The following is a 25,658-nucleotide window of genomic DNA, read 5'->3' on the forward strand; positions in this document are numbered from 1 at the left end:
ATCTAAAGGTTAAGTCTGGAAGAATTAGTAAGCAAATAAAAATAACCAACCCTATTATATGAAAAGTATTTTCACCTTAATCGTATTGCTTATGATAGCTTGGGTCCAGGCTCAGACGCATCGGTTTATTTATGAACTGCAATATAAGATGGATTCCACAGAGACCACTTATGAAAAACTGAATATGATACTGGATATTACCCCAACAGAAGTGAAATTCTACGGTAGAAATCTGATTACCACAGATTCTTTAAATAAAAAATTCGGAATGAATACCAGTCATACGGATATGTCCGGGCAGGTAGTGAAAAGAAAGATCAACTCTTTTGACAATGAAAACTTTATCAACATTAAAAACGGATATTATTCTTTTAAAACGACAGATAAAATAAACTGGATTATTTCCAATGAAACCCAAAAAGTAGAAAACTTTACTTTACAAAAGGCTACTACCCGATTTGGAGGAAGAAACTGGACCGCCTGGTTCTGTAAAGATATTCCTTTTAATGAAGGTCCCTTTAAACTCCGTGGATTACCCGGTTTAATCTTTGAACTATCTGACACAAAGAAAAATTTCATTTATCATCTTATCAAAAGTCAGGAACTAACACAAATTTATCCTACAGATGATTTTCTTGAATCCAATTTCGGAAATAAAGCTATTCCGATCAATGAAAAACAGAAGAATAAATTGATCATGGAATTTTATAATGATCCTTTTGCTTTTGAAAGAAACAATTTCAGCAAATCCAACAATGATCTTAAAATTAATATCAATGGAAAAGAAATTCATAATGTGGATGAACTGAATACCCAAACCAAAAGCATGCAGGAAGTCATAAGAAAATACAACAATCCGCTTGAGATTGATAAGGCAATGCATTATCCAAAATATTAAAACCATTGTTTATTTTTAAGTTTAGGCTAAAGCCTGAGGAAAGTTAAAAATTTATTTAGGCGGGCTAAAGCCCACCTCTATTGATGTTGACATACGGATATTTAATGGTTATATCTTATATCTTATATCTTATATCTTATATCTTATATCTTATATCTTTTATCTTTTATCTTTTATCATAATTCTTATATTTGCAGTATCAAAAGGAAATGGTGTTCTTCCTTACCCAACCGCTTTACAAAAGCTGATGACGCCTGATTAATAGATTATTAACCAATAACTGATCAGGAATAGTATGTCAAAAAAACAATGGACACTTGGTAAAAAAGCAATTTTTCACACTTATTTTTTCTTCAGAAAATTTCCAGCGCTGCCTTATATTTTAAAATGGCTGTGTATCAGTATTATTATAGGTGCTTTGGTAGGAACCGCTTCTGCTGGGTTTCTTCAATCATTGGAATGGGCAACGAATTTCAGGGAAAATCATATAGGGCTGATTGCATTACTTCCTGTTGGAGGATTTCTGATAGGACTTCTTTATTATTACTTCGGAAAAGATATTGAAGCCGGAAACAATCTGTTGATTGATACGATTCATGAACCCAAAGGAATTATTCCATTTAAAATGGCTCCTTTTGTTTATCTAGGAACCATCGTAACCCATTTCTTCGGAGGATCTGCCGGCCGTGAAGGAACAGCACTCCAAATGGCCGGTGCTATAGCAGATCAGCTTACCAAACCTTTTAAACTGGATAGAAATGAAAGAAAAATATTAATCATTGCTGCTATTGCTGCCGGATTTGGTTCTATTTTTGGAACTCCTCTGGCCGGAGCGGTTTTTGGTCTTGAGGTTTTTCTGATTGGAAGAATACGGTATAATGCTATCTTTCCTGCTTTGGCCTCTGCTATTCTGGCAGACTGGGCTACTAATCTCTGGAATGTAAAACACACTCATTATCATATTGATTTCATCCCAAAACTTGAGTTTTTACCGGTTCTCTACAGTATTCTGGCAGGAATTGCTTTCGGAATCTGTGCTGCGGCATTCAGTAAGATCATTCATTGGGTTGGATCTGTTTTCAAATCCAAAATTAAATATCCTCCACTTCGTCCTGTAGCAGGCGGAATTATTATTGCGTTGGCTGTTTTTGCGATGGGCACCACCCGATACATCGGATTAGGAATTCCTGTGATTGTAGAATCTTTTGAAAAACAGCTTCCGTTGTATGATTTTGCTTTAAAAATGATATTTACCATCATTACGCTTTCCGCCGGATTCAAAGGTGGAGAAGTCACTCCTTTGTTCTTTATCGGAGCTGCTTTAGGCAGTGCTTTATCTCTTTTTATTCCGTTGCCATTCGGATTATTGGCAGGAATGGGATTTGTAGCAGTATTTGCCGGTGCCACCAATACGCCTTTGGCTTGCATGCTCATGGGAATTGAATTGTTCGGGGCAGAATGTGGGGTGTATGTGGCCATTGCCTGTGTTGTGTCTTATCTTCTTTCGGGTCACAACAGTATTTATACCCGACAGAAAATCGGGGAAGCTAAGAACAGAAGGTATGAAAGTCAGCAGGATCAATCAGTTTCAGATTTTTTATAGGTTTATTGTTGGTTATTTTTGTTACTCGTTTCTCACAACTTTAACCCTTGAATTCCGGATCCCGAAACCCGGAACTCGCTACACTAACCCCCTTCCACTCTCAAACTCTCTCACCCACCTTCTCCATTTCCAACTATAATTCGTAATTTTACCCCATGTTCGATTACAGATTAAAAGTTTTCCATACGGTAGCATCCCGATTAAGTTTCACTAAAGCTTCAGAAGAGCTTCATATTTCACAACCTGCTGTTACTAAACATATTAAAGAAATTGAAATTCAGGTAGGTGCCAAGTTATTTGATCGTAAAGGAACTTCTATCCAGCTGACTCAAAGCGGAAAGATTCTGTATGAACATGCTGAAAAGATAAGAAATGTCTACCGCGACATGGAATTTGAAATCAGCCAAATCAATCAGCAGCATAAAGGAAAGCTGATTATCGGGGCAAGTACAACCGTTGCACAGTATATTTTACCTGAAATTTTAGCAAAATTCAATACTTATTATAAAGATATTAAGATCGAGCTACTTACCGGAAATACGGAGGCAATTTCTACACTTTTAAAAGAAGAAAAAATTGATCTGGGTATTATTGAAGGTGAATCTCAGTCTTCTTATTTTGAATATAAGACTTTTAAGCCTGATGAAATTGTTCTGACCGCAAAATCAGATCACCCTCTTGCCCATAAAACCTTACATTTAAAAGATCTCTATCAGCTCGATCTGATTTTCAGGGAACAGGGGTCCGGGACTCTTGAGTTTATACAAAACCGGCTGAAGGAGAAAGAAATCAATATCAATGAATTAAATACTGTAATCCAGCTGGGAAGCAGTGAAAGCATCAAAAACTACCTTCTCCACTCCGAATGTATGGCATTCCTTTCTATCAGTACAATTCTGAACGAATTGAAAAACAACATCCTGACTGTTATTGATATTAAAAACTTCAGCATTGAAAGAGATTTCCACTTTATTCTTCCTAAGGGCGAGCAGTCTGAACTGATCAGGCTTTTCCTCAGATTTGCAGAATAGTTTTCTTACCATGTAAAATCTGTTAATCAAAGGAAAATCCTGCTATTTCACCAGATATTTGAATTTATTGATTAAAGACATTCTAAATTTCAGGTTTTGGCTAAAGCCGATGGAATTTTATTTTATTTATTTGGCCGGACTAAAGCCCGCCCCTATTGATGTTGATCCCCGTGTGGATATAGAAGGAGAAAAATGTTGGTTAACGACAACATCTTTTATCTTTTATCTTTTATCTTTTATCTTTTATCTTTTATAACTTTTAGTTATCCAATATAACAAAATACGATTTACTTTGTAATAGTATTTTCCGGAATTTTGATGCAGATTTTAAAAGTTCGCATTATGAAAAATTTCATTCAAAATGAAATGACACGGAAAGTATTTTTTATTGCATTGGCTGCTCTGTGCCTTACCCCGCTTATATCTTCACCCATTGCTTTAGGTTTGGGTTTTGCCCTGGCTGTTTTTATAGGAAATCCTTTTGAAAAACATCTTCATCATTATATTCATTTACTGCTGCAGATTTCAATTGTAGGGCTGGGATTCGGACTGAAGCTGGATGAAGCACTTCATGCCGGAAAAACAGGATTGATGCTGACCGTTGTAAGTATTGTTACGGTAATGGTTTTGGGCTATTTTCTTGGAAAAATATTTAAACTGGAAAGACCTTTATCCTATCTCCTTTCTGCAGGAACAGCTATTTGTGGAGGAAGCGCCATTGCAGCAATATCTCCTATTATCAAACCAAGCACGAAACAGATTTCACTTGCACTAGCTATCGTTTTTACCTTAAATTCTATTGCATTGTTTGTCTATCCTGCCATAGGGCATCTGCTGAATCTTTCCCAGGAACAGTTTGGTCTTTGGTGTGCAGTAGGTATTCACGACACAAGTTCTGTGGTAGGGGCTGCCAGTAAATATGGAGATGAAGCTTTGAAAATAGCAACTACCGTAAAGCTGGCGCGTGCCTTGTGGATTATCCCAATTTCATTGATTACCATGTTTATTTTTAAAAGTAAAGACTCAAAAATAAAGATTCCCTGGTTCATCGGGTATTTTATTGCAGCTATTCTTTTGAATACCTATTTCCCGTTTCTTGACCGTTTCAGTACTTCCATAACTGTTGTAGCAAAATCCGGATTGAATCTGACCTTATTTTTCATTGGTTCTACTCTTTCTCTTCAGACGCTGAAGTCAATAGGATTAAAGCCTTTACTCACCGCTGTGATCCTTTGGGTCACGATAAGTGTTGGCAGTCTTCTTTATATTATCCATTAACAAAGAGCAGAACCCTCTTGAAATCAAGAGGGTTCTGCATATTAAATGTGGAAATGTTTATTTCGTATTGAAATAATTTTTTTATACTGCAGACTGGTTACAAGTATAAACCTGTAGACAACCTATATATTGAGAGCAATATTCAGGTCCTGTTACAGATCCTGAGCAGCTGCATCCGCAAAGAGATAAATCTGGCTTACCGCTTATTCCTCCAGTAATATTTTTCAAGTCTTGTTTTCCTAGCTTTTTAGCATTTTTGATTGCGTTCATGTGATTTAGTTTTAATTAGATAAATTAGTTTTAGTTGTGTTCCAAAGTTAAACAAATATTAATTACGTGCAACAAAAATCAATATAAAATTTAATAATTTGTTGGTTTTAACCGAATTATTATATTCAAAATAAGGAATGCCCTATTGTCGTTTTTTAAACAATTTAAATTATTCTGTAAACTCAAGGTCTTTATCGTGAGTTTCTGAGATCGTAAGCGAAGAATAAAATGCAAGTCCAAAAACTACGACTCCTACTATGGCAGCACTTTCTATAACCGGGAAATGACCTTTAAGAGAATCAAAAGCCAAAATCATAACAGGGACAAGCCCTCTTACCATATTGGGAACGGTTGTCGTTGCTGTATTTCTGATATTGGTTCCGAACTGTTCTGCTGCAAGAGTCACAAACATAGCCCAATATCCTGTTCCAAACCCAAGCCATACGCAGAACAAATAATATTTTGTTTCTGTATTGGTATTCCCGAATAACATAATTGCCACCCCGATAATTGTAAAGATCAGCATGTAAAAAATGGCCATTTTACGGGATTTTAAAGCGTGAGAAATAAAACCACTCAATAGATCACCAACAGAAATCCCTATATAGGCCCACATAATTGCTTTTCCTGGGTTAATATCCTTGATTCCCAATTCAGGGGCAAATTGATTGGCTAAAACGGCCAGAATCCCTATACAATACCAAGTAGGTAATCCTACAGCAATACATTTTAAATATCTTACCAATCTGTCTTTATTGGTAAAAAAGGATAAGAAATTCCCTTTTGAAACATTTTTATGAACGATATTTTTATAAATTCCGGATTCAGATACACTTATTCTTAGTATTAATAACAGGATTCCCATTATTCCTCCAATGATATAGGAGATATTCCATCCACCGGCCAATTCTACCGTAAGCTGGGCCACCACTGCTCCCATTAATCCAAAACCGGCTACCACTGAGGTTCCGATTGCTCTTAAATTCTTCGGCAGGCTTTCAGAAACCAACGTAATTCCTGCTCCAAGCTCTCCAGCCAGTCCTATTCCTGCAGTAAACCTTAAACCTGCATATTGATACAACAGATGCTCTTTGGGGAAATATGGCAGAAAACCACAGGCAATATTGGCTAAGGAATACACCAAGATAGACCCAAAGAGTACAGAGAGCCTTCCTTTTTTGTCTCCGAAAACTCCCCAGAAAATTCCTCCGATAAGAAGCCCTACCATCTGGCAGTTCAGAATAAAGGTTCCATCTGCATCCGGATTAAGCCCCAATGCTTTTAAACTCGGTATTCTAACGATTCCGAATAAAAGAAGGTCATAGATATCTACAAAATAGCCTAAGGCAGAAATAATAACGGGAATAGAGAAAATGTACTTCAGTTTTGAAGACAAGGACAGTTCTTGCATTTTTAAGTTTTGATAAAAATAAAAAACCTTTCAATTTCTTGAAAGGTTTTTATCAAATATCTTTTTTTGATTGTTATCTGGCAATATTCACAGCTCTCGTTTCTCTGATTACTGTTACTTTTACTTGTCCCGGATAAGTCAATTCATTCTGAATTTTCTCAGAGATATCGTAAGAAAGTTGAGAAGCGACTTCGTCATTTACTTTTCCGCTCTCTACCATTACTCTCAGTTCTCTACCTGCCTGGATTGCATAAGCACTGGATACCCCCTCGAAGCTTAATGCTGCAGATTCAAGGTCTTTCAATCTCTGAATATAAGATTCCAGTACCTGTCTTCTTGCTCCTGGTCTTGCTCCAGAGATTGCATCGGCTACCTGAATGATCGGAGATAATAACGACTTCATTTCAATCTCATCGTGGTGAGCTCCAATCGCGTTTACTACTTCAGGATTTTCACCGTATTTCTCAGCCCACTGCATTCCTAATAGAGCGTGTGGTAATTCTGATTCCTGCTCAGGAACTTTACCGATATCGTGTAGTAGACCTGCTCTTTTTGCTAATTTGACGTTTAATCCTAATTCAGCAGCCATTGTTGCAGCAATGTTTGCAACTTCTCTTGAGTGCTGTAGTAAGTTTTGTCCATAAGAAGAACGGTATTTCATTCTCCCTACGATTTTAATCAACTCAGGGTGTAATCCGTGGATTCCTAAATCAATGATCGTTCTCTTCCCTACTTCAATGATTTCCTCTTCGATCTGTTTTTTTGTTTTTTCAACTACTTCTTCGATTCTTGCCGGGTGGATTCTACCATCGGTAACCAATCTATGAAGGGATAGTCTTGCAATTTCTCTTCTTACCGGGTCAAAGCATGAAAGAAGAATCGCTTCCGGAGTATCATCAACGATAATTTCCACTCCTGTTATAGCTTCTAAAGCACGGATATTTCTACCTTCTCTACCGATAATTCTACCTTTCACTTCATCAGACTCGATATTGAATACAGATACTGAATTTTCGATAGCCTGCTCAGTTCCGATCCTTTGGATTGTCTGGATAACGATTTTTCTCGCTTCGTTTTTAGCATTCATCTGAGCTTCTTCCATGATGCTCTGAACGTGTGCCTGGGCTCTTGTTTTAGCTTCAGCTCTCATGGTTTCTACCAATTCTGCTTTGGCTTCATCAGCGGTATAATTAGATATTTTTTCAAGTATTTCTACTTTCTTAGTGGTAGCTATGTCTAATTCCTGCTGTTTTCTTTCCAGAATTTCATTCTTCTTAGCGTAATCTCCAATCTGCCTATCTAAATCTTTTTCAAGTTTTGCAGTCTTGCTAAGCTCGTCATTCAGCTTATGTTCCTTGTCTTTGGTTCTTTTTTCAACCTCCTGCATTTTCTTTTCACGGGATTGAATATCTGCGTCATGCTGGGATTTCAGTTCCAGGAATTTTTCTTTTGCCTGAAGGTTCTTTTCTTTCTTTATGGATTCGGCTTGTACGTTAGCTTTTTCTATAAGGTTTTCGGCATTTTTTGTTGCATCATCTATGATAAATTTTGCCTTAGTATTCAGTGAGCTTTTAGAGAAAAACATCCCTATTATTGCCCCAATAACTAAGCAGATAACGCCGGCTATAATGGCTGTTGTCATAATATATATTGAGTTTTAATTGTCTTCATATCCAAATAAAAAAGCCTACAATAATCCAGGGATTGAGAGTAAACTCCTAATCAACACGATTTGAACTGATTTCCACTGTCTGTAATCCGGAATCCGGCACGCCATTCGATGGACATTTGTTCGGTAATTGTTTAGCGTTGAGTTTACCTTTAATGTGTTAGAATTATTGTAGGCAGTAATTTCTCAGGAAAAAAAATCTATTTCCCGACTTCATTCAACGATTGATTAATCTGCACTAATCTTTCGTTGGTAGAATTAATATTTTTTTCGTAGTTAAGAGAAACTACTTCTGCATTGGTTCCCAGTTTCAGGGCACACATTGCCAAAGCATCCTGTTTATCTCTTACATCGAAGTTTTGTTCAAAATCTTTAATCATATTCTCGATCTGCTTCCCTACTTTACGCAAAGTTTCTTCCTCTGCTGCCGGTACGTTCAGCGGATATACTCTTCCTGCAATGTTGACGGTTATTCTCCTTATCTCCATTATAATCCACTGTTTTGAAGCTGAGCAATACAGAAATCAATTTCTTTTACCAATCGGTTGATATGGTTTTTCATTAATCTATTGTGTTCAGGATTTCCTGATATTGCTGAATAAAGTTTTATATTTTTTTGTTCTTCTGCTAATACCTGATTTCTTCTCCTTTCTTCATCATACTTCTTCTTCAACTCTTCATGCTCACTATTTAATTCTTTTAAATTTTCAGTAAGATTTTTATAGTTCTTTTGCAGAACCAAAATCTTTCTCTCTAATTCTGAAAAATTGTTTTCTAAATCTTGAAGCATTTCAGGTTTGTATATTCTAACTAGAAGCAAAAATAAAAAAATAATAACACTAACAAAAATAAAACGCTCTATATTTTGATATACCCACAAAAAAGGAGGTGCTAATGCCCCTCCTGTGTATTTTCAATGAAATATTTTTTATTCAAATTTCAGAACAAACATTACTGCTCTTGTCTGTAATGTAGAAATTGCAGATGCCCAGTAAGGAGGTGTAGTAGCGTTATCGGCCACTTTCTCATTGTTCATGAAGAATGTTCCTCTGATAGCAGGAGTCAGTTTAAACTTGTTGAAATAAAACTGAATTCCCATTTCTGCAGACCAAGCAAAATTATGCGTTGTAGATCTGTAGATCCCCTGCATATTGTCATCTGTAGAAGTTGCATTAGACTGAAGGTTCACTACATAGTTTACCCCTGCTGCAACGTAAGGCCTTGAATTGTACCATCTTTGCCCATGAAGTTCCAAAAGTACCGGAATATCAATTAAAGTAGATTTAATTTCTCTTACTCTATCCTTTTCCTGTAAAGGGAATGGCATAAAAGCAGGATTCGTCAAAGATCCGCCTGCATAGATATCATTGGATTGAGTATTAAAAGTCAACTGTCTTTGTGCAAACTGTAACCCCGGTTCTATCCTTACATCAAGATAATCGTTCAGTCTCCATTTTGCAATAAGCCCGGCACCGAAACTATAACTTTCCTTGGATGTGACAAGGTTTTCATTATCATTCATCCCATATTTCGGATGCAAAACAATGCGGTAATCCAGTCTGTTCCCGTTCAAATAAAAACCCCAACTGAATTTCTGCTCGTCGAAATCTTCCAACTTATCCATTCTGTTTCGGGTTCTGAATTGCGCGTTTGCAAAGACGGCAACATTTACTGAGGTTAAAACCAGTGCTTTTAATAGAAATTTATTCATAGGTTACTTTGTTGCTTTATAAATTGTGGCTATACCTAAACTTAATTTTTTATATTCAACTTTCTTAAATCCCGTATCTAAAAGAATTTGCTTCATCTTTTCCCCGAAAGGAAAAGCATTTACAGAATCCGGAAGGTATGTATACGCCCTACTATCCTTAGAAACCAACTTGCCAATGGCAGGTAATATATTTTTAAAATAAAACATATAAAATGGCCCCATGAAACCCTCAACCTTTGAAAACTCCAGTATATAAACACTTTTGTTATCTTTAACTACTCTTCTTAACTCTGCTAAACCTTTGGGAAGGTTTTCAAAATTCCTTACTCCAAATGCAACGGAAACAGCATCAAATCTATTGTCCTCGAAAGGCAGATTTTCAGCATCTCCTTTTTGCATGGAAATTTTGCCGTCTAATTTAAGTTTTTTTATTTTAATAACGCCAACATTCAGCATTTGTTGTGATAAATCTAAACCAACTACCTTAGAACCGGTTCCTTTTTCAATGGTAATTGCCAGATCTCCCGTTCCTGTAGCCACATCCAGCACTTCCTGCGGATTATCATTTTTCATCCATCTTACCAGTTTATTTCTCCACAAAACGTCAATTTTCATGGATAAAACATGGTTCAGAAGGTCGTACTTCGGTGCAATGTTGTCGAACATATCCTCTACCTGGCTCTTTTTCGTAGCCTCTGAATTGTAGGGAGTAACTTTGGTGATATCTTTTGTCAAAACTTAAAACTTGTAATATTCTTTGTAATAATTTAGGTAATCCTGCTTCCTGAAGATCTTAGATCTTGATTCCACCTTCTGGATATTCTTGATCACTTTATCATAGTCTTCATCTACATTGTAGTAAAAACCTTCTGTATAAAGTTTGTTGAAGCGTTTTGCTCCTCCGTAATAATCTTTTCCGTCAATGACTGTTTTGTCAAGCTTCGCCAATAACGAATCTTTTTTAAGATTATATCCGTAATACTGTTCGTTTACGTAATAATCCTGATGGGTAATATTGATCAGACCACGAAGTTTATTCACTTCAAATGCTGAATCATACAGCATTTTCTTATTCTGATCAAAAACCTGAATAGAGTTTTTACCTTTATTCAAATCCACATGCACATACTGCCCCGCTGAAATCACGCCTTCAGATCCGTTATTGATCTTAAAGTAATACGTATTCGGGGTAGGATTATCTACCACATAATAATTCTTCTTGGCTAAAAAAAGGAAGTAGATCCCAAAGGCAACGATAAACGCCACAGCTGCAATAAGTAAGCCTTTTAAGGACGAGTTGTTTTTCATAGATTGTAAAGTACAATTTTTGCAAATTTAATAATATTTTTAATTCTCTGTTATTAATATTAATTATTAACTTTGCATCTTTAAAAAAATCATATAAACGAATGCCGAATACGATCATTATTGGCTCTGGATCTTATATCCCGAACAGAGTTATTGGTAGAGATTACTTTATGAATTCCGAGTTCTATACTGAAGACGGAGTAAAGATTGAAAAGCCTGTAGAAGAGACCATTGCGAAATTTGTAGAGATTACAGAAATCGAAAACAGGAGGTTCATTGAGGATGATCTTTCCAACTCACAAATCGGTTATGAAGCTGCAAAAATTGCCCTTGAAGATGCAAAAGTAGACGGTGAAGATTTAGATTACATTATCTACGCAAGTAATTTCGGAGAAGTTACTGAAAACGGATACGCTGACTTCATGCCAACAATGGCAGCAAGAGTGAAGAACAAACTGGGGATCAAAAACAGAAAATGCGTAACATATGATATGGTTTTCGGATGTCCTGGATGGGTAGAAGCTATGATTTTATCTGATAATTTAATTAAAGCTAAGGTTGCCAAAACCATTCTTGTCATCGGCGCTGAAACTTTAAGCAGAGTAACAGATCCATATGACAGAAACAGAATGATCTTTGCTGATGGTGCCGGAGCAGTAGTGGTAAAAGCAACCGATAAAGAGAATGTAGGAATTATTGCCCACAACACGATCTGTGATAACGGACCGGAATTAAATTACCTCGAAAATCAGCCTTCCATCAATAAAGAAGCAGATCAGAAGCGCCTTTATGTAAGAATGCTAGGAAGAAAGATTTACGAATACGCTCTTAAAAATGTACCGGTTGCTATCAAAGATACCATTACAGATGCAGGTCTTTCTATTGAAGATATAGACAAAATCTTAATTCACCAGGCTAACGCTAAAATGGATTACGCGATGATTGAAAGACTTCACAGACTTTATGATGTGAAAGAATACGATCACTCCATCTCTCCAATGACTATTCAGGACCTTGGAAATACATCTGTAGCAACAATTCCTACCATGTATGATTTAATAATTAAAGGAAAAATGGCAGGTCAATCGTTTAAAGAAAAAGGTAACGTTGTTATGACTTCGGTAGGTGCCGGAATGAACATCAATGCTATCGTTTACAGATTTCCTTAATACTATTTAATAAACAAAAAAATATAAAAAGCACAGGGAAGTTTTTCTTTGTGCTTTTTTTGACCAGAACATGCAAAAGAATTTTTTAATCATCGCGGGAATCTTCCTGTTTTTGGAAGTGTATATTTATCAGGCTATCAGAACGCTCACTGACAATTCCTGGATCAAAATCGGATATTGGGTAATTTCGTTAGCCGTGTATGGGATTTTCGCCTATGAAGTCACTCATTACCAAAGGTCAGACCGAAGTATGGTAAGGGCTCAGATCATGATTTCATTATTTTTAATTTTTATCCTTCCGAAAATTTTCGTGGTTCTGTTTTTATTAATTGATGATATTATCCGAATCGGAGGTTATCTGATAGGTTTTGCCCAACCATCGGAAAATTTTTTCCCGGAAAGGAGAAAGTTCCTGAGCATTGTAGGTTTGGGAATGGGAGGCGTTCTTTCCGCTCTTTTCATAGACGGGATTACTTTTGGTAAATATCGCCACACGGTAAGAAGAGTAAGAGTTAATTTCGCCAACCTTCCGAAAAGCTTCAAAGGATACAAAATCATTCAGATTTCTGATGTTCACAGTGGAAGCTTCTCCGATCCAAGCAAATTACAGCACGCTATTGATCTGATCAATGAACAAAAGCCTGACTTGGTATTATTCACTGGAGATATGGTGAATAACGTTGCGGATGAGTTCAAACCTTTTATCCCTTTATTTTCAAAAATTCAGGCTAAAGATGGTAAACTTGCTGTGCTGGGAAACCACGATTACGGAGATTACGTAACCTGGGGATCCCCTGATGCTAAAAAGAAAAACCTTGATACCCTGATCGACTATGAAAAGCAGGCTGGTTTTGATATGTTAAGAAATGAACACAGGGTAATTGAAAAAAATGGCGAGAAGCTCTACATTTTGGGCGTTGAAAACTGGGGCTTAAAACCTTTTCCGCAATTTGGTAAAATTGACGATGCTTTAAAAGGCGTTCCTGAATCTGCAACTAAGATCTTAATGAGCCATGACCCTACCCACTTTGATTATGTAGTAAAAAAACACCCTTCAAACATTCATCTGACCCTTTCCGGACATACGCACGGGATGCAGTTTGGACTGGATCTTAAAAATGTAAAATGGTCACCGGTACAATACCGTTACCCAAAATGGGCAGATTTATATGAAAGTGAAGGAAAACTATTGTATGTAAACAGAGGGTTTGGTGTATTAGGATATCCGGGAAGAGTGGGCGTTCTTCCAGAAATCACACTTTTTGAACTGAGTTAATTATTGAGCTTAAGACCCAGGTGATTGATTACTAATAGTCAAGCAGCCACCCCAATATAAACTTTTAGTCTTGGCTATTGGTTCTTGTATCTTGACTTTATTAAAATATTCTGAAGTCTAGCGGTTAGAGAAGTTAAGAAATTGAATAGAGGCTATAAGAGAAATAGTCCTCCCTAATCCCTGCAACCTGCAACCTACCACCTACCACCTAAAAAATATAATCTTTCATACGGGAAGTAGCCATTTCCCTGTCATTGAGAAAAGTAAGGAGGGCATCTAATTTGTCCTCCATTTTTTTACCCGAAAACATGCTTCGGTAAAAAGGAATATCAAAACGGTATCTCTTAAAATCTGTAAACTGCCAGGTATTTAGATAAATCAAAACAAATTCTTCATTCTGCAATGTTTCCAAAACCATATTCTGATAATACTTCATCGGCAGGATCTGAAATACAAAATCATTATAGGGCAGCTGGCTGTAAGGAGAGATACTTTCCGGAACAATACTCAGCCCATCCTCTTCTGTAATTTCGGTATCTCTTTTGAGCCTTTTGAAAGGGAAAAGAATATTGGCATTATCGATATTGGAGACGTAATTAAATTCCATCAGCTTCAAATTTTCCTGAGGAACTTTTACATCTTTCTGACGAATACCCCTGATCTGTTTTTCCAGAAGATCCTGAATATTCTTCTTGGCTTTTTCAATTTCTTCAGGATTGGAGTCTTTATTATAAAAAGCAATTTCATGCCCTTTGGATGAAATTGCTTTTATTAAATTCTGAAGTTTTTCAGTAAAGGAAACCTCAACAAAAAAACTTGATTTGATATCGTGAATATCTAAAATTCTAAGAATTGCTTTGGTATTATCTTCTGTAATTTTCAGTCTCTCTTCATCGGTAATTTGGGAGCCGTTTTTCACTTTAGCTTCAATACATGTGATGTTAAAAGTCAATAATACCATTTAAATTAAAGTTTATATAAATTATATAAAATATTAAAAATCAATTGTTAAAAGAATATTTAATTAAAGTATTACTTTATATTATTAATCCTTACTCAATTTTATTTTCAAATTCTTGATCATGTCCTTTGTCATTTCAGAAATTCCGAAATCATACGTCAATCCCCAGTCTTTTTTAGCGACTGAATCATCAATAGAAGCTGGCCATGAATCTGCAATTGCCTGTCTGAAATCTGGCTTATAATCGATTGCAAAATCAGGAATTTCTTTCTTGATTTCTTCTGACAATTCTTTTGGAGTAAAAGACATTCCACCCAAATTATAAGAAGAACGAACCTTTACATTTTCTTTTGGAGCATCCATCAATTTAAGAGTTGCATTGATAGCATCATCCATATACAGCATCGGCATTCCTGTATCCTCAGAAATGAAACTTGTATATTTTCCATCTTCTATTGCCTTGTAAAAAATCTCAACTGCGTAGTCAGTAGTTCCACCCCCTGCAGGAGTTTTCCATGAGATCAATCCAGGATATCTGATACTTCTTACATCCACTCCATATTTATCGAAATAGTATTCACACCACTTCTCCCCTGCCATTTTCGAGATTCCGTAAACAGTTGTTGGATTCAACACTACATCCTGCCCTACGTCATGTTTTGGAATTCCTTTTCCAAACACAGCAATAGAACTTGGCCAGAAGATCTTTTTAAGAAGCCCTTCTTTCGCCATTTCACAAAAATGAAGAAGTGGTTCAAGATTCAATTTCCAAGCGAAAATAGGCTGTTTTTCCGAAGTCCCGGATAAAAGCGAAGCTAAGTGATACACTGTAGTAATTTCGTAATCATGAATCACCTGTCTTACCAACTGTGTGTTAGTAACGTCCATTCTTTCATAGTGTCCGGCAGAAGTAATCCCTTCCTGCCATCTGTCCAATCCTGAAGCGACAACGTTCTCCGCTCCGTGGATTTCAACAAGTCTGTTCGTAAGTTCCGTGCCGATTTGTCCCAAGGCACCTGTAATCAGTATTCTTTCCGTATAGGATTCCATTTTTCAGATTTTTTTAGAATTGTACAAAAGTAAAAAAAAACATGTCAACCATAATAAAAAAGGGATATTTAAAACAGAGCATGAATAAATGCTGCCAATACATTCAGTTCAAACTGATAAAATCTCTTTAACAATAGAAAAAATCAAATACACGATCATAAGCCTTGATTAATATAAAATTCAATAATTTTGCTTTCAAGAAAAACAATCATATGAGGAAGATTTTAATTGCTTCGATCCTGTTGATAAGCCAGCTAAGCTGGGCTCAGTATACAGATATCAATATTATCAAGGAAGTACAGGTAAAAAATAAAGGCGTTGTAGTATCTGCGCATCCCTTAGCGAGTGAAGCAGGAGCTAAAATCTTAAAAATGGGTGGAAATGCCTATGATGCCGTTACAGCGACCCAATATGCCCTTGCTGTTGTTTATCCTCAGGCAGGAAATATCGGTGGTGGTGGATTTTTGGTAGGGGTAAAAAATAATGGAGAAAAATTCACATTGGATTACAGAGAAACCGCTCCAAAAAAGGCTTTCCGAGATATGTACCTTGACAAAAAAGGGAAAGCAGATACTGATCTTTCTCAAAACGGAAGGTTGGCTGTAGGTATTCCGGGAAGTGTAGCAGGATTTTTTGCTACGCTGAAATACTGTAAACTGCCTATGGAAAAAATTATTCAGCCTGCAATTGATCTGGCGGAAAAAGGATTTGCCATTACAGACAAGGAAGCCGAAATGCTGAATAATCAGAGAGAAAAATTTCAGAGACATAATAAATCTTCCATAATTTTCGTGAAAGATGCTCCTTGGAAAGCTGGAGATCTGCTGGTTCAAAAAGAACTAGCCGAAACATTGAAGCTTATTCAAAAATTAGGAGCAAAAGGTTTTTATGAAGGGAAAACAGCAGAGCTTCTGGTGGCTGAAATGAAAAGAGGAAACGGAATTATAACGCTGGAAGATCTTAAAAACTATAAAGTGGCAGAGAGAAAAGCGCTTGAATTCGATTACAAAGGCAACAATGTTGTAACGATGCCTTTACCTTCAAGCGGTGGAGTCCTTCTTGCCCAAATGCTGAGAATGGCAAGTTTTGAAAACCTTGAAAAATATCAGCAAAACTCTACAAAAGCCGTTCAGATTATGGCCGAGGCAGAGCGAAGAGCTTTCGCAGACAGAGCAGAATATATGGGAGATCCAGATTTTATCCAGGATAAAACTGCCTATCTGATTTCTGATGAATATTTGAAAAACAGATGGAAAAGCTTCAGCTTTGACAAAGCAACTCCAAGTGCAGAAGTCGGCAAGATCATAGCACAGCCTAAAGAATCTATGCAGACCACTCATATCTCCGTACTGGATAAGGATGGAAATGCCGCTTCTGTAACAACAACTCTTAATGGGTATTACGGAAGTAAAGTACTGGTTTCAGGAGCTGGTTTCTTTTTAAATAATGAAATGGATGATTTTTCTATCAAACCGGGTGTACCCAATATGTTTGGAGCGGTAGGAGGAGAAGCCAATTCTGTTCAGCCCAATAAAAGAATGCTTTCTTCCATGACTCCTACTATTCTTCTTAAGAATGGAAAACCTTATATGGTAGTGGGAACTCCAGGGGGGACTACAATTCCAACCTCGGTGTATCAATCTATTGTCAATGTTGTGGATTTTAAACTGAATGCCAATCTTTCAGTCAACGCACCCAAATTCCATCACCAGTGGCTACCGGAAGCTATTACGGTAGAAAATAACTTCCCTGAAAGTACTATTTCTGAACTGAAGAGCAAGAATTACATCATTGAAAAGATAAAATATATTGGAAAAACAGAAATGATTGTCCTTGACGAGAATGGAAGCATTCATGCAGTAGCAGATGGTCGTGGAGACGATTCTGTAGCCGTGGAATAATCATTATTTTACGATCATTCAAAATTAAATACAGCTCCGGCTTCATTCAAAGGGTAAAAACCTTATAGAATGAAGCCGGAGTTTTTTTGCATATAAAGCCATTGCAAGAGATTCTTTCCAATGACATTTGTCATGTTTTCAGATAAATTTTCTTAATTTTCGCCTTTAAAAAAACAAAACGACTGTTCTTTGAAAGCAAAAAAAATATACAATCAGCTTTATTTCCAGGTTATTATAGCGATAATTGCCGGTATCCTTCTTGGAAATTTCTATCCTGAATTAGGAGAAAAGATGAAACCTCTGGGGGACGGATTCATCAAATTGGTAAAAATGATTATCGCTCCGGTGATCTTTATCACCCTCACGCTGGGAATCGCCCATATGACCGATCTGAAAAAAGTAGGAAGAATTGCCATAAAAGCAATGATCTATTTTTTCACATTTTCCACTCTTGCTCTTATCATTGGTTTATTGGTAGGGAATATCTTACAGCCTGGCCATGGTTTGAATATTGATCCTGCTACCCTTTCAGGTGATGTTTCACAATATCAGGTAAAAGCCCATGAGTCAACGCTTACAGGGTTTATTATGAATATTATTCCGGAGACTTTATTCAGTCCTTTGGTGGGTGATAATATTCTTCAGGTTCTTTTGGTTGCAATTTTAATGGGTGTTGCATTAGTTTTAACCAAAGAAAAAAGTCAAAAAGTAACCGATTTCTTACAGGATCTTTCAACTCCGGTGTTTAAAATTGTTCATATGCTCATGAAACTTGCACCCATCGGTGCTTTTGGAGCGATGGCATTTACGATTGGAAAATATGGACTTCATTCTGTACTGAACCTTATATTTCTGGTCGCTACATTCTATATTACGTCTATTCTTTTTGTAGTCCTGGTATTGGGAGCTGTAGCATGGTATAACGGTTTTAATATTTTCAAGCTTATTTTTTACCTTAAAGAAGAACTTCTTCTCGTTCTGGGTACCAGTTCTTCAGAGTCTGCTTTACCGGGAATCATGGAAAAACTTGAAAAAGCAGGCTGTTCGCGGGCAATCGTAGGTCTTGTAGTTCCTACAGGCTATTCTTTCAATCTTGACGGAACAAATATTTATATGACCCTGGCCTCTCTCTTCATTGCACAAGCGTTAAACATTCATCTTCCTATTGAAAAACAGCTGATGTTACTTTTGGTAGCCATGTTAAGTTCAAAAGGTGCCGCAGGTGTTACAGGTGCAGGATTTGTTACGTTAGCAGCAACACTGGCAGTAGTTCCTGAAATTCCAATTGCAGGGATGACCTTGATCCTTGGGATAGATAAGTTCATGAGTGAGTGCAGAGCCCTGACCAATGTAATCGGTAACTCCGTTGCTACAGTGGTCGTTGCCAACTGGGAGAAACAGCTTGATAAAGGGCAGCTTCAATACTGCCTGGATCATCCGCAGGAAATTGAGAAAAAGCTGGAGATGTAGGTGTAGGTAGCAGATGTTAGGTTGTAGGGGTTAGAGAAAACTATTTCTCGATACAAGAACCAATAAGAGTCACGATACAAATGTCTGGCTCCTAACTAACAAAAAGCTCTAAACCAGAATATTCAAACTGGCGGGTTGTACTTTAACATGGATGGGTGATTTGATCTTATTGAACTCACCGTCAAGATGCCAGTTTTTGGTATTGACTTTAAATGAGATTTCAGAAACCGGAAGATAAGTAACGTATTCATCGTCCTTCAGTCTTTTAGTAAACATTCTGAAAGCAAACAGTGCAGAATAGGTCAGCGGAAATTTTTTCACCAACACCATATCAACCAGTCCATCACTTTTACTTGCTTTCGGGGCAATGTAAGCGTTATTACCAAACTGGCGGGTATTGGCAATGTTCAGCATCAGGTAACGGCCATTATACTGCTGATATTCTTCATCAGAAAACTTCACCTTGATCGGCTTATAATTGAAGAAGGTTTTCAGGGAAACTTTGATATAGTTTTTGAATCCACGACTCGTTTTTTCAAATTCCTTGACTACTTTACCATCGAAACCTGTCCCTGAAACATTGATAGAAAGCTTGTCATTTACAGTAAACGTATCAATCTTTCTGGAATTTTTTGTTTTTATTTTTTCTAAAAGTTCATCAAGATTTTTGCTGAAACGGGTTTCATTGGAAAATCCGTTTCCTGAACCTGCCGGAAAAATAGCCAGAATTTTTTCTGTATTAATAAGGTTTCTAGCTATGGTAGAGATTGTTCCATCCCCTCCGATTGCTACAAAAATATCCACCTCTTCGAAATGGGCCTGAATAAACTCATCTGTTCCCAGAATAGATTCTGATACATAATACAAGGGATTGTTAACCTTTGTTTTGAGTTCGTTCAAAAACGGCTGATAGTTCTTTTTGGCCGAAAAAGGGTTGATAATAAAAGCTACTTTTTCCATTACCGCAAAATTAAAAAATGCTTCCTGAACTGGAAGCATTAATTTACTTAATTTTCATTCTTTCTTTAAATTCTGCATTTATTGTGCCTTTAAGGTCTTCCCAAGAGACAGGAATCGTGATATCACCTGCTGCAAAAGCGGCAATTTCGTAAGGACTGTAATGAAAATACAGATTCTTGTTATCAAAATAAAAATTATCAGAAGCCGGAATTTTCTCAACAAGAAGCATTTCTGAGTTTTTCACGCCTCCGTCACCGTCCATTGTTCCGCTGTTAATTTTGTCGATATTTTTCATCAGAATGGCTTCAATCTTATTTTTAGGCATTGAAGTAATATCTTTTAATTCTAGTTTTTTGCTGTTTTTAAGATCAAAAACTCTTTCTGAAAAACCGTAATTATCATGAGCTCCTCCTTCATATCCACTACCTACATACTGAATATGCATATAGCCGTTTGTATTGGAAATCAAATTCATGTGTGAACTTGAGTACCAATCCTGCGCATAAGTAACGTCTGAAACCCATTCTTTATTATCGTTTTTCATAGAACTGAAATAATCATTCTTTGCCTTATCAAGGTAGGTCTGAAGTCCGGTTTTGGAAAAGTCTTTGATTTTATCATTCTGAAAATAGATACTGTCTAGTAGTTTCTTATCTTTTAAAGCAGGGAAAACCAACAGTTTCGAGGTGAAAGAAACTTTTAAAGAGTCTGTAATCATTGTAGAATCATTTACTTTCACAGAGTCTACCACCAATTCTTCGGATGTTTTATTTTCTGTTTTTTCTGCTGGTCCTGCCGTTTCATTTTTTTTGCAGGCAGTTAGCGCTAAGAAAGAAGATAATGCTATAACAGCAATCGTGTTTTTCATAATTGTAATTTTTAGGGTAACAAATACAAAAACCATTCAAAAGATGAATGGTTTTTGAAAAACTTTATTTTTTTATATTAAGTTTTGTTTAAATTACTTTAAAAACTACTTCTTAACAAGGCTGATTACCTGATTTTCAAATTTTGAAGCAACTCCCCAGATTTGTTTAAATGCAGGATAATATTCTTTAGGATAATCTGAACTGCTAATTTTTGTCGTGGTAGTAACTTCCAGTTTATTTCCTTTTTGTTCCACAGAATACGTATACTCTATTTCTTTATCCTCTGTGACAATTTTTTTAGATTTAGGCATCTCTTCGATCGTATATCCTTCAGGAATTTCAAGAATAACCTTTTTCACTTTGGTAATAGGCGATCCGAAATCAATAGGATATTTTCTGGCGTCAACCTGATCAAATTCATTGGAACTCTTGTTTAAGAACAACATTGGATTGATGATCATTTTCTTTCCTACTCTATCAATTAGATTCGATGAAGAGAATTTCATGCTGCTTTCAAATTCACCATTTTCCAATACTTTGGAATTGATATCCGTGAAATCCATTGAGAAATTTTCCTTATACTGTTTTTTATATTTCTCAGCATTATCATCATAGTTATCTTTGGCATACATTGCATAAGCACCGGTATCTTTATCAGAATAGGTTCCGGAAATGCTTCCATCATCATTTATTTTAGCATTGGCTGTAAGAAAAGTGTTGCTTGATTTTGTATTGGTCATCTGAATCTGTAATGATTTACCCTTTGTCACAAGAATACCAAATTGGTTCCAGTTCTTAAGAGCGATTTCATCCAGTGAGGATTGTTTGGAGGTTGCATCATAAATATGGAACTGATCATTAAGACTGATCGCTGCCAATACAAAATTCATGTTGGAAATATTGGGTGACACCAGATTGATTACGCCGTTTTCTACTGTAGAAATAATCAGCGGATCTGCTTTAAGACCTGCCTCACGAAGCATCATTACCAGGAAAAGGTTAATTTCTGCCGCATTTCCGACCTTCGTTTCTAAAAGTTTTTTGATACCATCTTCTGTATAAACTCCTCTGTCTTTATTCCAGGTAAATGTCTTCTGAACGTATGAAAAAATTGCATTTGCCTTTTCAAGATCGGTTTTCATTTCTGAAACTCCTGCCGGCATATTTTCTTTAGCTAATTTTGTTTTCTTCAATTGTTCTCCAAAGTCTTCATTCTCATAAAGTCTTTTCCCAATTTGATCCCATGATGATGAATAGAGTTTCAGTTCTCCAAAATTGGTAGAATTAAGCTCTGCGCCTATTTTTGTTCTAAAATTTCTATCATTCCGTACAAATTTTTCAGTTTTAAAGCCTTTTACATTTTCATAGGCAAATCGGAATGTTTTATACTGAGCGCCATACAGGTTTCTCTCTTCAACCTCTTTGTGTTTAGGCAACATTTCTCCGGTATAATTTATATTATAAGACATGTTGATCGGAGCATCCAAAACGTATTCAGTATTCAGTGAAGGGGTATCAGATTCTATTAATACTTCCGGAATAATGAAACGAAATGGCGATACGATTTCGTACTGATATTCCAAGACAGATCCATTCTTCACATTGGGAAAAGCAAATTTCGTCAGGGTAACATATTTATTCTCTTTACTTTTATACTGAGAACTCTTTTCCACTTTTACAGGAACTGCAGTTCCATTTTCAAGATTGTAAGTAAAAGCCTTGAATTTACCTAGTGATTCTCTATTGCTTCCTACATTGTAAATAGGAATTTCAAGATTCAACCAATCTTCTGCTTTATCTTTATCATAAATCTTAACTCTGTAAAAGTATTTTTTGTGCAGATTCCCGGTGTTTGCATCTACCATAAAATAAGCCGATTTATACAAAATCTCGGCAGGAGCATTTTCATCTAATAAAGATTTTGCTTTAGACAGATCTGCATCATTAAATTTAGGTGGATTCAGAAATTCATATTTCTTCTGTGCATTGATCAATATTGTATTGGCAGAGCAAAGAAGTAATACTATTATTTTTTTCATGGTTATATTTTTGTTATTAAAATTTTTGAATTATCCATGTTCAGAATTTTCTTTCTGAAACTTATGTACTCGTTATATTTTTCTTTTGGATACAATCCTTTGTTAATCTGCATTTTTCTGATCACTTTTACTCCTTCTTCACTTTTAACGAAACTTAGCTTATATGATCCAAATTCAGAAGTAATACTGGAATTATCAGGAGTTTCATCAACTTTATAGCCTAAAGGAAGGACAAAAGCAATTTCATATTCATCTTCGTAAGACATATTGACCTCAAAAGGCAGTTCACGATTTTCGTCTGCTTTATAAATAACATCCGAAAAAATAGGAACAGATCTGAATAAAAGACTGTTTCCTGCTTTTTTAGAAAAGTTATTGGTTTTAAAGTCTAAATCATAGGTAATGACCGCATTATCTTTATCATTGTTGAAGTTTTTCATTTCCACTTTCTCAAAGTTTAAAATGTCAAAATTCAATTTCACTGCGTCATTTTTTTCTTTGGGATTAAGATTGACAAACCTCAGGTTATGATCATACTGGTTTCCTGTGTAAGAAAAATTGCCTGCCCCTGTAATACTATTATCCTCATTAAGGTTTACTCTCAATACCTGTTTCTCTTTATTCTGCTCAGCTTTATAAACCGGCGTATTGATAAGTTCAATTCCCTTTGCGGTTACAGCAAGTACATTTCTATCCGTTGTACTGTAACTTAAATGGTTAAAAGCTATTTGTTGAGAGGTATTTTCAAGCCAGATATTCCCTTTTTCAGTCGGAACCATCAGGATGATGTGATTTCCGCTCATAGAAGGAAATTCCGGATCAAAAGAAACCTGTGAACGTCCGGAATTGATAATACAATAAGTAGAAGGAATTCCTGCTTCGTTCAAAAGAATTTTCATATAATTCGTAAGTCCTTTGCAGTCTCCATATCCCTTTTTCTGAACCTCATCCGGCATCATAGGCTGCCAGCCTCCTATCCCTAATGACACCGCTATATATCGGGTTTTATTCTGCATATACTGATAAATCTTCTTTACTTTATCTTCCACAGATCCCTGCAGCTGTAAAGAGGCAACCTCCGCTTTGATGGCTGGAGTAGATGCTGAAACAGGGATCAGAAGATCATTATAAATCCAGGTTCCGAAATCTGTCCAGTTATTTAAAGTACCCTCTTTTCCTGCCAGATTGAATTTTGCCAGTGCAAAGTTGACTGAAGGCAGAATTTTAACTGGCTGCGGGATCATAAAAGCATCATCAATTGCGGGTACGTTTTTGTATGAATATGTTTTATCGTTTCCACTCCCACTTTCTATAACTGAGGTATAATTGTATTTTGAAGGATAAATCTTAGATCTAAGTTCAATTCCTGAAGTGTTAATGATTTTAAACTGTGCTTCTTCCAAAGATGTTTTAGTGGAAGTAAAAGGTACAAAGCGTGGGATAAAAACAGTATCTTCATCTTCTGCTTCGTAAGAAAATTCAACAGTATAAGGGTATTGAGCCGGTGTATAGGAATAAAGCAGTATTCTGTTATCAGAATAAAACACCCCTTGGGAATTGTTGGCAATATCTTTAAAATCAGACTTTGAAACGCTTTTAATTTTTTTTCCGGCTTCATCGTAAATAGTAACTTTTATATTCGAAATGCTTTTTGATTTATCATAAGGAATATAAGCAACCGCCTGGTCATTACCATCTTTATTTAAAACTGTAGTGACTGTGTTAAACTGATATTTTATTTCATCCCGTTTATTGACCTGAACCGTCGTAAAATCCTTTCGTATAACAACATTAGCATTTTTCTTTAAATTCTCAGGAATTGCAGAAGCAGGATAGCTTTGTGCAAAGTAGAATGAGGCAGCAGAAAGAGCCCCAAGAACTAGTATTTTCATCATAGTTATTAAAATTATGCAAAAATAAGAAAATCTTAATAACTGTTAAAAAAAATATAAAAGGCTTCAACAGGTGAAGCCCTTAACCTAATACTTAAAAAGTACTGTCTTAAATGTACTTATAAGGATATGAACACATTATCAACTTTTCATCATCAAATTCTGAAAAGTTAAAAACAGAATATTTAAACTCATTCTATATTGGAGAAGGATGTCTATTCTGTATCTTGAAGTAATACGTTTCATATTGTCTGCGTCTCAAATTTAGAATAAAATACAATTCCTATAATTCAAAACCTGTAGAATTAATAATAAAGACGAGTACAATTAATTCTACAGCCTAAAGGGGTTATTAATAAAAAAAGACTCCATTTCTGGAGTCTTTAAGTTTTTTCTTTTTAATCATTTGGAACCAATTTACTATCATAAGGATCACTTCCAAGCCCTAATACAGGAATAAAAATAAATCCGAACAAGAGTATCAAAATAGTGTACAGAGGAGTTTCTTTGGCAAAACCTTTGGCAAGTCTGTCATATACTACCCAGCATGCATAAATATTCACTAGTGGAATAAAGAAAAGAATGATCCACCATATTGGTTTTTTCACAATTTCCAGCAATACTATTGTATTATAAATTGGAATAAAGGCGGCCCAGGCATCCTGTCTTCCGGCTTTCTGAAAAATTTTGTACATGCAATATCCATAGAATATATAGCATAATAGGCCAAAGAACATTGTTCCGAGTCCTAATCCTGCAGCGGCTGCGCCAGACACTGCATCTGCCCCATTGTAAGGGTCTGTTTGTAAAAGAGTTAACATATTATTGTTTTTTTGGTTTGCCCAAATATAAAAAAAGCTTCTAAATAATTAGAAGCTTTTTGATTATATTT

Annotated in this window: 23 protein-coding genes and 1 riboswitch; of the genes, 8 read left to right on the top strand and 15 right to left on the bottom strand. The window is 36.0% G+C overall.

Annotated features, from left to right (window positions below; translation table 11 throughout):
* Nucleotides 1–58: 58 nt before the first annotated feature.
* From AC07UM_RS03665 to AC07UM_RS03680, 4 genes are all read left to right on the top strand, one after another.
* The gene (locus AC07UM_RS03665) at nt 59–898 is read left to right on the top strand and encodes a GLPGLI family protein (protein ID WP_494682430.1); all 840 of its coding nucleotides are present in this window, start codon (nt 59–61) and stop codon (nt 896–898) included.
* A gap of 196 nt (nt 899–1,094) precedes the next feature.
* Nucleotides 1,095–1,162, top strand: a riboswitch (Fluoride riboswitch).
* 31 nt (nt 1,163–1,193) lie between these two features.
* Complete coding sequence (locus tag AC07UM_RS03670; protein WP_494682429.1) at nt 1,194–2,501, top strand: voltage-gated chloride channel family protein; 1,308 nt, start codon at nt 1,194–1,196, stop codon at nt 2,499–2,501.
* A gap of 155 nt (nt 2,502–2,656) precedes the next feature.
* A complete protein-coding gene (locus AC07UM_RS03675) occupies nt 2,657–3,532 on the top strand; it encodes a LysR family transcriptional regulator (protein ID WP_494682428.1) in 876 nt (291 codons plus the stop codon).
* A 342-nt stretch (nt 3,533–3,874) separates the two neighbouring features.
* The gene (locus tag AC07UM_RS03680) at nt 3,875–4,810 is read left to right on the top strand and encodes a YeiH family protein (protein WP_494682427.1); all 936 of its coding nucleotides are present in this window, start codon (nt 3,875–3,877) and stop codon (nt 4,808–4,810) included.
* A gap of 81 nt (nt 4,811–4,891) precedes the next feature.
* Here the strand turns inward: AC07UM_RS03680 and AC07UM_RS03685 are convergent, their stop codons facing one another.
* The 8 genes from AC07UM_RS03685 to AC07UM_RS03720 form a co-directional block, all read right to left on the bottom strand.
* Nucleotides 4,892–5,080, bottom strand: coding sequence for a hypothetical protein (locus AC07UM_RS03685; protein WP_124536284.1), 189 nt, complete (start codon nt 5,078–5,080; stop codon nt 4,892–4,894).
* Between the two features lie 169 nt (nt 5,081–5,249).
* Nucleotides 5,250–6,491: an MFS transporter gene (locus tag AC07UM_RS03690; protein WP_494682426.1), complete on the bottom strand. Its 1,242-nt coding sequence runs from the start codon at nt 6,489–6,491 to the stop codon at nt 5,250–5,252.
* A 73-nt stretch (nt 6,492–6,564) separates the two neighbouring features.
* Complete coding sequence (rny, locus tag AC07UM_RS03695; protein ID WP_494682425.1) at nt 6,565–8,133, bottom strand: ribonuclease Y; 1,569 nt, start codon at nt 8,131–8,133, stop codon at nt 6,565–6,567.
* A 227-nt stretch (nt 8,134–8,360) separates the two neighbouring features.
* Complete coding sequence (locus AC07UM_RS03700; RefSeq protein WP_103233999.1) at nt 8,361–8,648, bottom strand: cell division protein ZapA; 288 nt, start codon at nt 8,646–8,648, stop codon at nt 8,361–8,363.
* Nucleotides 8,648–8,950, bottom strand: coding sequence for a hypothetical protein (locus AC07UM_RS03705; protein ID WP_494683057.1), 303 nt, complete (start codon nt 8,948–8,950; stop codon nt 8,648–8,650). The genes AC07UM_RS03700 and AC07UM_RS03705 overlap by 1 nt, the downstream gene beginning before the upstream one ends.
* 138 nt (nt 8,951–9,088) lie before the next feature.
* Nucleotides 9,089–9,871, bottom strand: a complete 783-nt coding sequence (gene porT, locus AC07UM_RS03710) for a type IX secretion/gliding motility protein PorT/SprT (RefSeq protein ID WP_103233998.1) — start codon at nt 9,869–9,871, stop codon at nt 9,089–9,091.
* Nucleotides 9,872–9,874: 3 nt separating this feature from the next.
* Complete coding sequence (ubiE, locus tag AC07UM_RS03715) at nt 9,875–10,606, bottom strand: bifunctional demethylmenaquinone methyltransferase/2-methoxy-6-polyprenyl-1,4-benzoquinol methylase UbiE (RefSeq protein ID WP_103233997.1); 732 nt, start codon at nt 10,604–10,606, stop codon at nt 9,875–9,877.
* Nucleotides 10,607–10,609: 3 nt separating this feature from the next.
* Nucleotides 10,610–11,179, bottom strand: a complete 570-nt coding sequence (locus AC07UM_RS03720) for a hypothetical protein (RefSeq protein WP_103233996.1) — start codon at nt 11,177–11,179, stop codon at nt 10,610–10,612.
* Between the two features lie 101 nt (nt 11,180–11,280).
* Between AC07UM_RS03720 and AC07UM_RS03725 the strand changes: the two genes are divergently transcribed.
* Nucleotides 11,281–12,348, top strand: coding sequence for a 3-oxoacyl-ACP synthase III family protein (locus tag AC07UM_RS03725; protein WP_494682424.1), 1,068 nt, complete (start codon nt 11,281–11,283; stop codon nt 12,346–12,348).
* Between the two features lie 70 nt (nt 12,349–12,418).
* Nucleotides 12,419–13,624: a metallophosphoesterase gene (locus tag AC07UM_RS03730; protein ID WP_124536292.1), complete on the top strand. Its 1,206-nt coding sequence runs from the start codon at nt 12,419–12,421 to the stop codon at nt 13,622–13,624.
* Between the two features lie 208 nt (nt 13,625–13,832).
* Here the strand turns inward: AC07UM_RS03730 and AC07UM_RS03735 are convergent, their stop codons facing one another.
* Complete coding sequence (locus tag AC07UM_RS03735; protein WP_494682423.1) at nt 13,833–14,585, bottom strand: polysaccharide deacetylase family protein; 753 nt, start codon at nt 14,583–14,585, stop codon at nt 13,833–13,835.
* 84 nt (nt 14,586–14,669) lie between these two features.
* Complete coding sequence (locus AC07UM_RS03740) at nt 14,670–15,635, bottom strand: NAD-dependent epimerase/dehydratase family protein (RefSeq protein WP_494682422.1); 966 nt, start codon at nt 15,633–15,635, stop codon at nt 14,670–14,672.
* A gap of 212 nt (nt 15,636–15,847) precedes the next feature.
* Between AC07UM_RS03740 and ggt the strand changes: the two genes are divergently transcribed.
* Complete coding sequence (gene ggt / locus AC07UM_RS03745; RefSeq protein ID WP_494682421.1) at nt 15,848–17,536, top strand: gamma-glutamyltransferase; 1,689 nt, start codon at nt 15,848–15,850, stop codon at nt 17,534–17,536.
* A 189-nt stretch (nt 17,537–17,725) separates the two neighbouring features.
* Nucleotides 17,726–19,006 carry a dicarboxylate/amino acid:cation symporter gene (locus tag AC07UM_RS03750; protein WP_494682420.1) on the top strand — a complete coding sequence of 427 codons (1,281 nt, stop codon included), beginning with the start codon at nt 17,726–17,728 and terminating at the stop codon, nt 19,004–19,006.
* A 108-nt stretch (nt 19,007–19,114) separates the two neighbouring features.
* On the opposite strand, the gene AC07UM_RS03755 is transcribed toward AC07UM_RS03750, so the two are convergent.
* From AC07UM_RS03755 to AC07UM_RS03775, 5 genes are all read right to left on the bottom strand, one after another.
* The gene (locus AC07UM_RS03755) at nt 19,115–20,005 is read right to left on the bottom strand and encodes a diacylglycerol/lipid kinase family protein (protein ID WP_410494270.1); all 891 of its coding nucleotides are present in this window, start codon (nt 20,003–20,005) and stop codon (nt 19,115–19,117) included.
* Nucleotides 20,006–20,009: 4 nt separating this feature from the next.
* A complete protein-coding gene (locus tag AC07UM_RS03760) occupies nt 20,010–20,834 on the bottom strand; it encodes an RsiV family protein (protein ID WP_494682419.1) in 825 nt (274 codons plus the stop codon).
* Nucleotides 20,835–20,939: 105 nt separating this feature from the next.
* The gene (locus AC07UM_RS03765; RefSeq protein WP_494682418.1) at nt 20,940–22,874 is read right to left on the bottom strand and encodes a transglutaminase family protein; all 1,935 of its coding nucleotides are present in this window, start codon (nt 22,872–22,874) and stop codon (nt 20,940–20,942) included.
* Between the two features lie 2 nt (nt 22,875–22,876).
* On the bottom strand, nt 22,877–24,769 hold the full coding sequence (locus AC07UM_RS03770; protein WP_494682417.1) for a DUF3858 domain-containing protein: 1,893 nt from the start codon (nt 24,767–24,769) through the stop codon (nt 22,877–22,879).
* 395 nt (nt 24,770–25,164) lie between these two features.
* A complete protein-coding gene (locus tag AC07UM_RS03775) occupies nt 25,165–25,587 on the bottom strand; it encodes a DUF5684 domain-containing protein (protein ID WP_152289622.1) in 423 nt (140 codons plus the stop codon).
* Nucleotides 25,588–25,658: the final 71 nt, after the last annotated feature.

Source organism: Chryseobacterium sp. GW821-FHT04C04 (genome assembly GCF_059420365.1).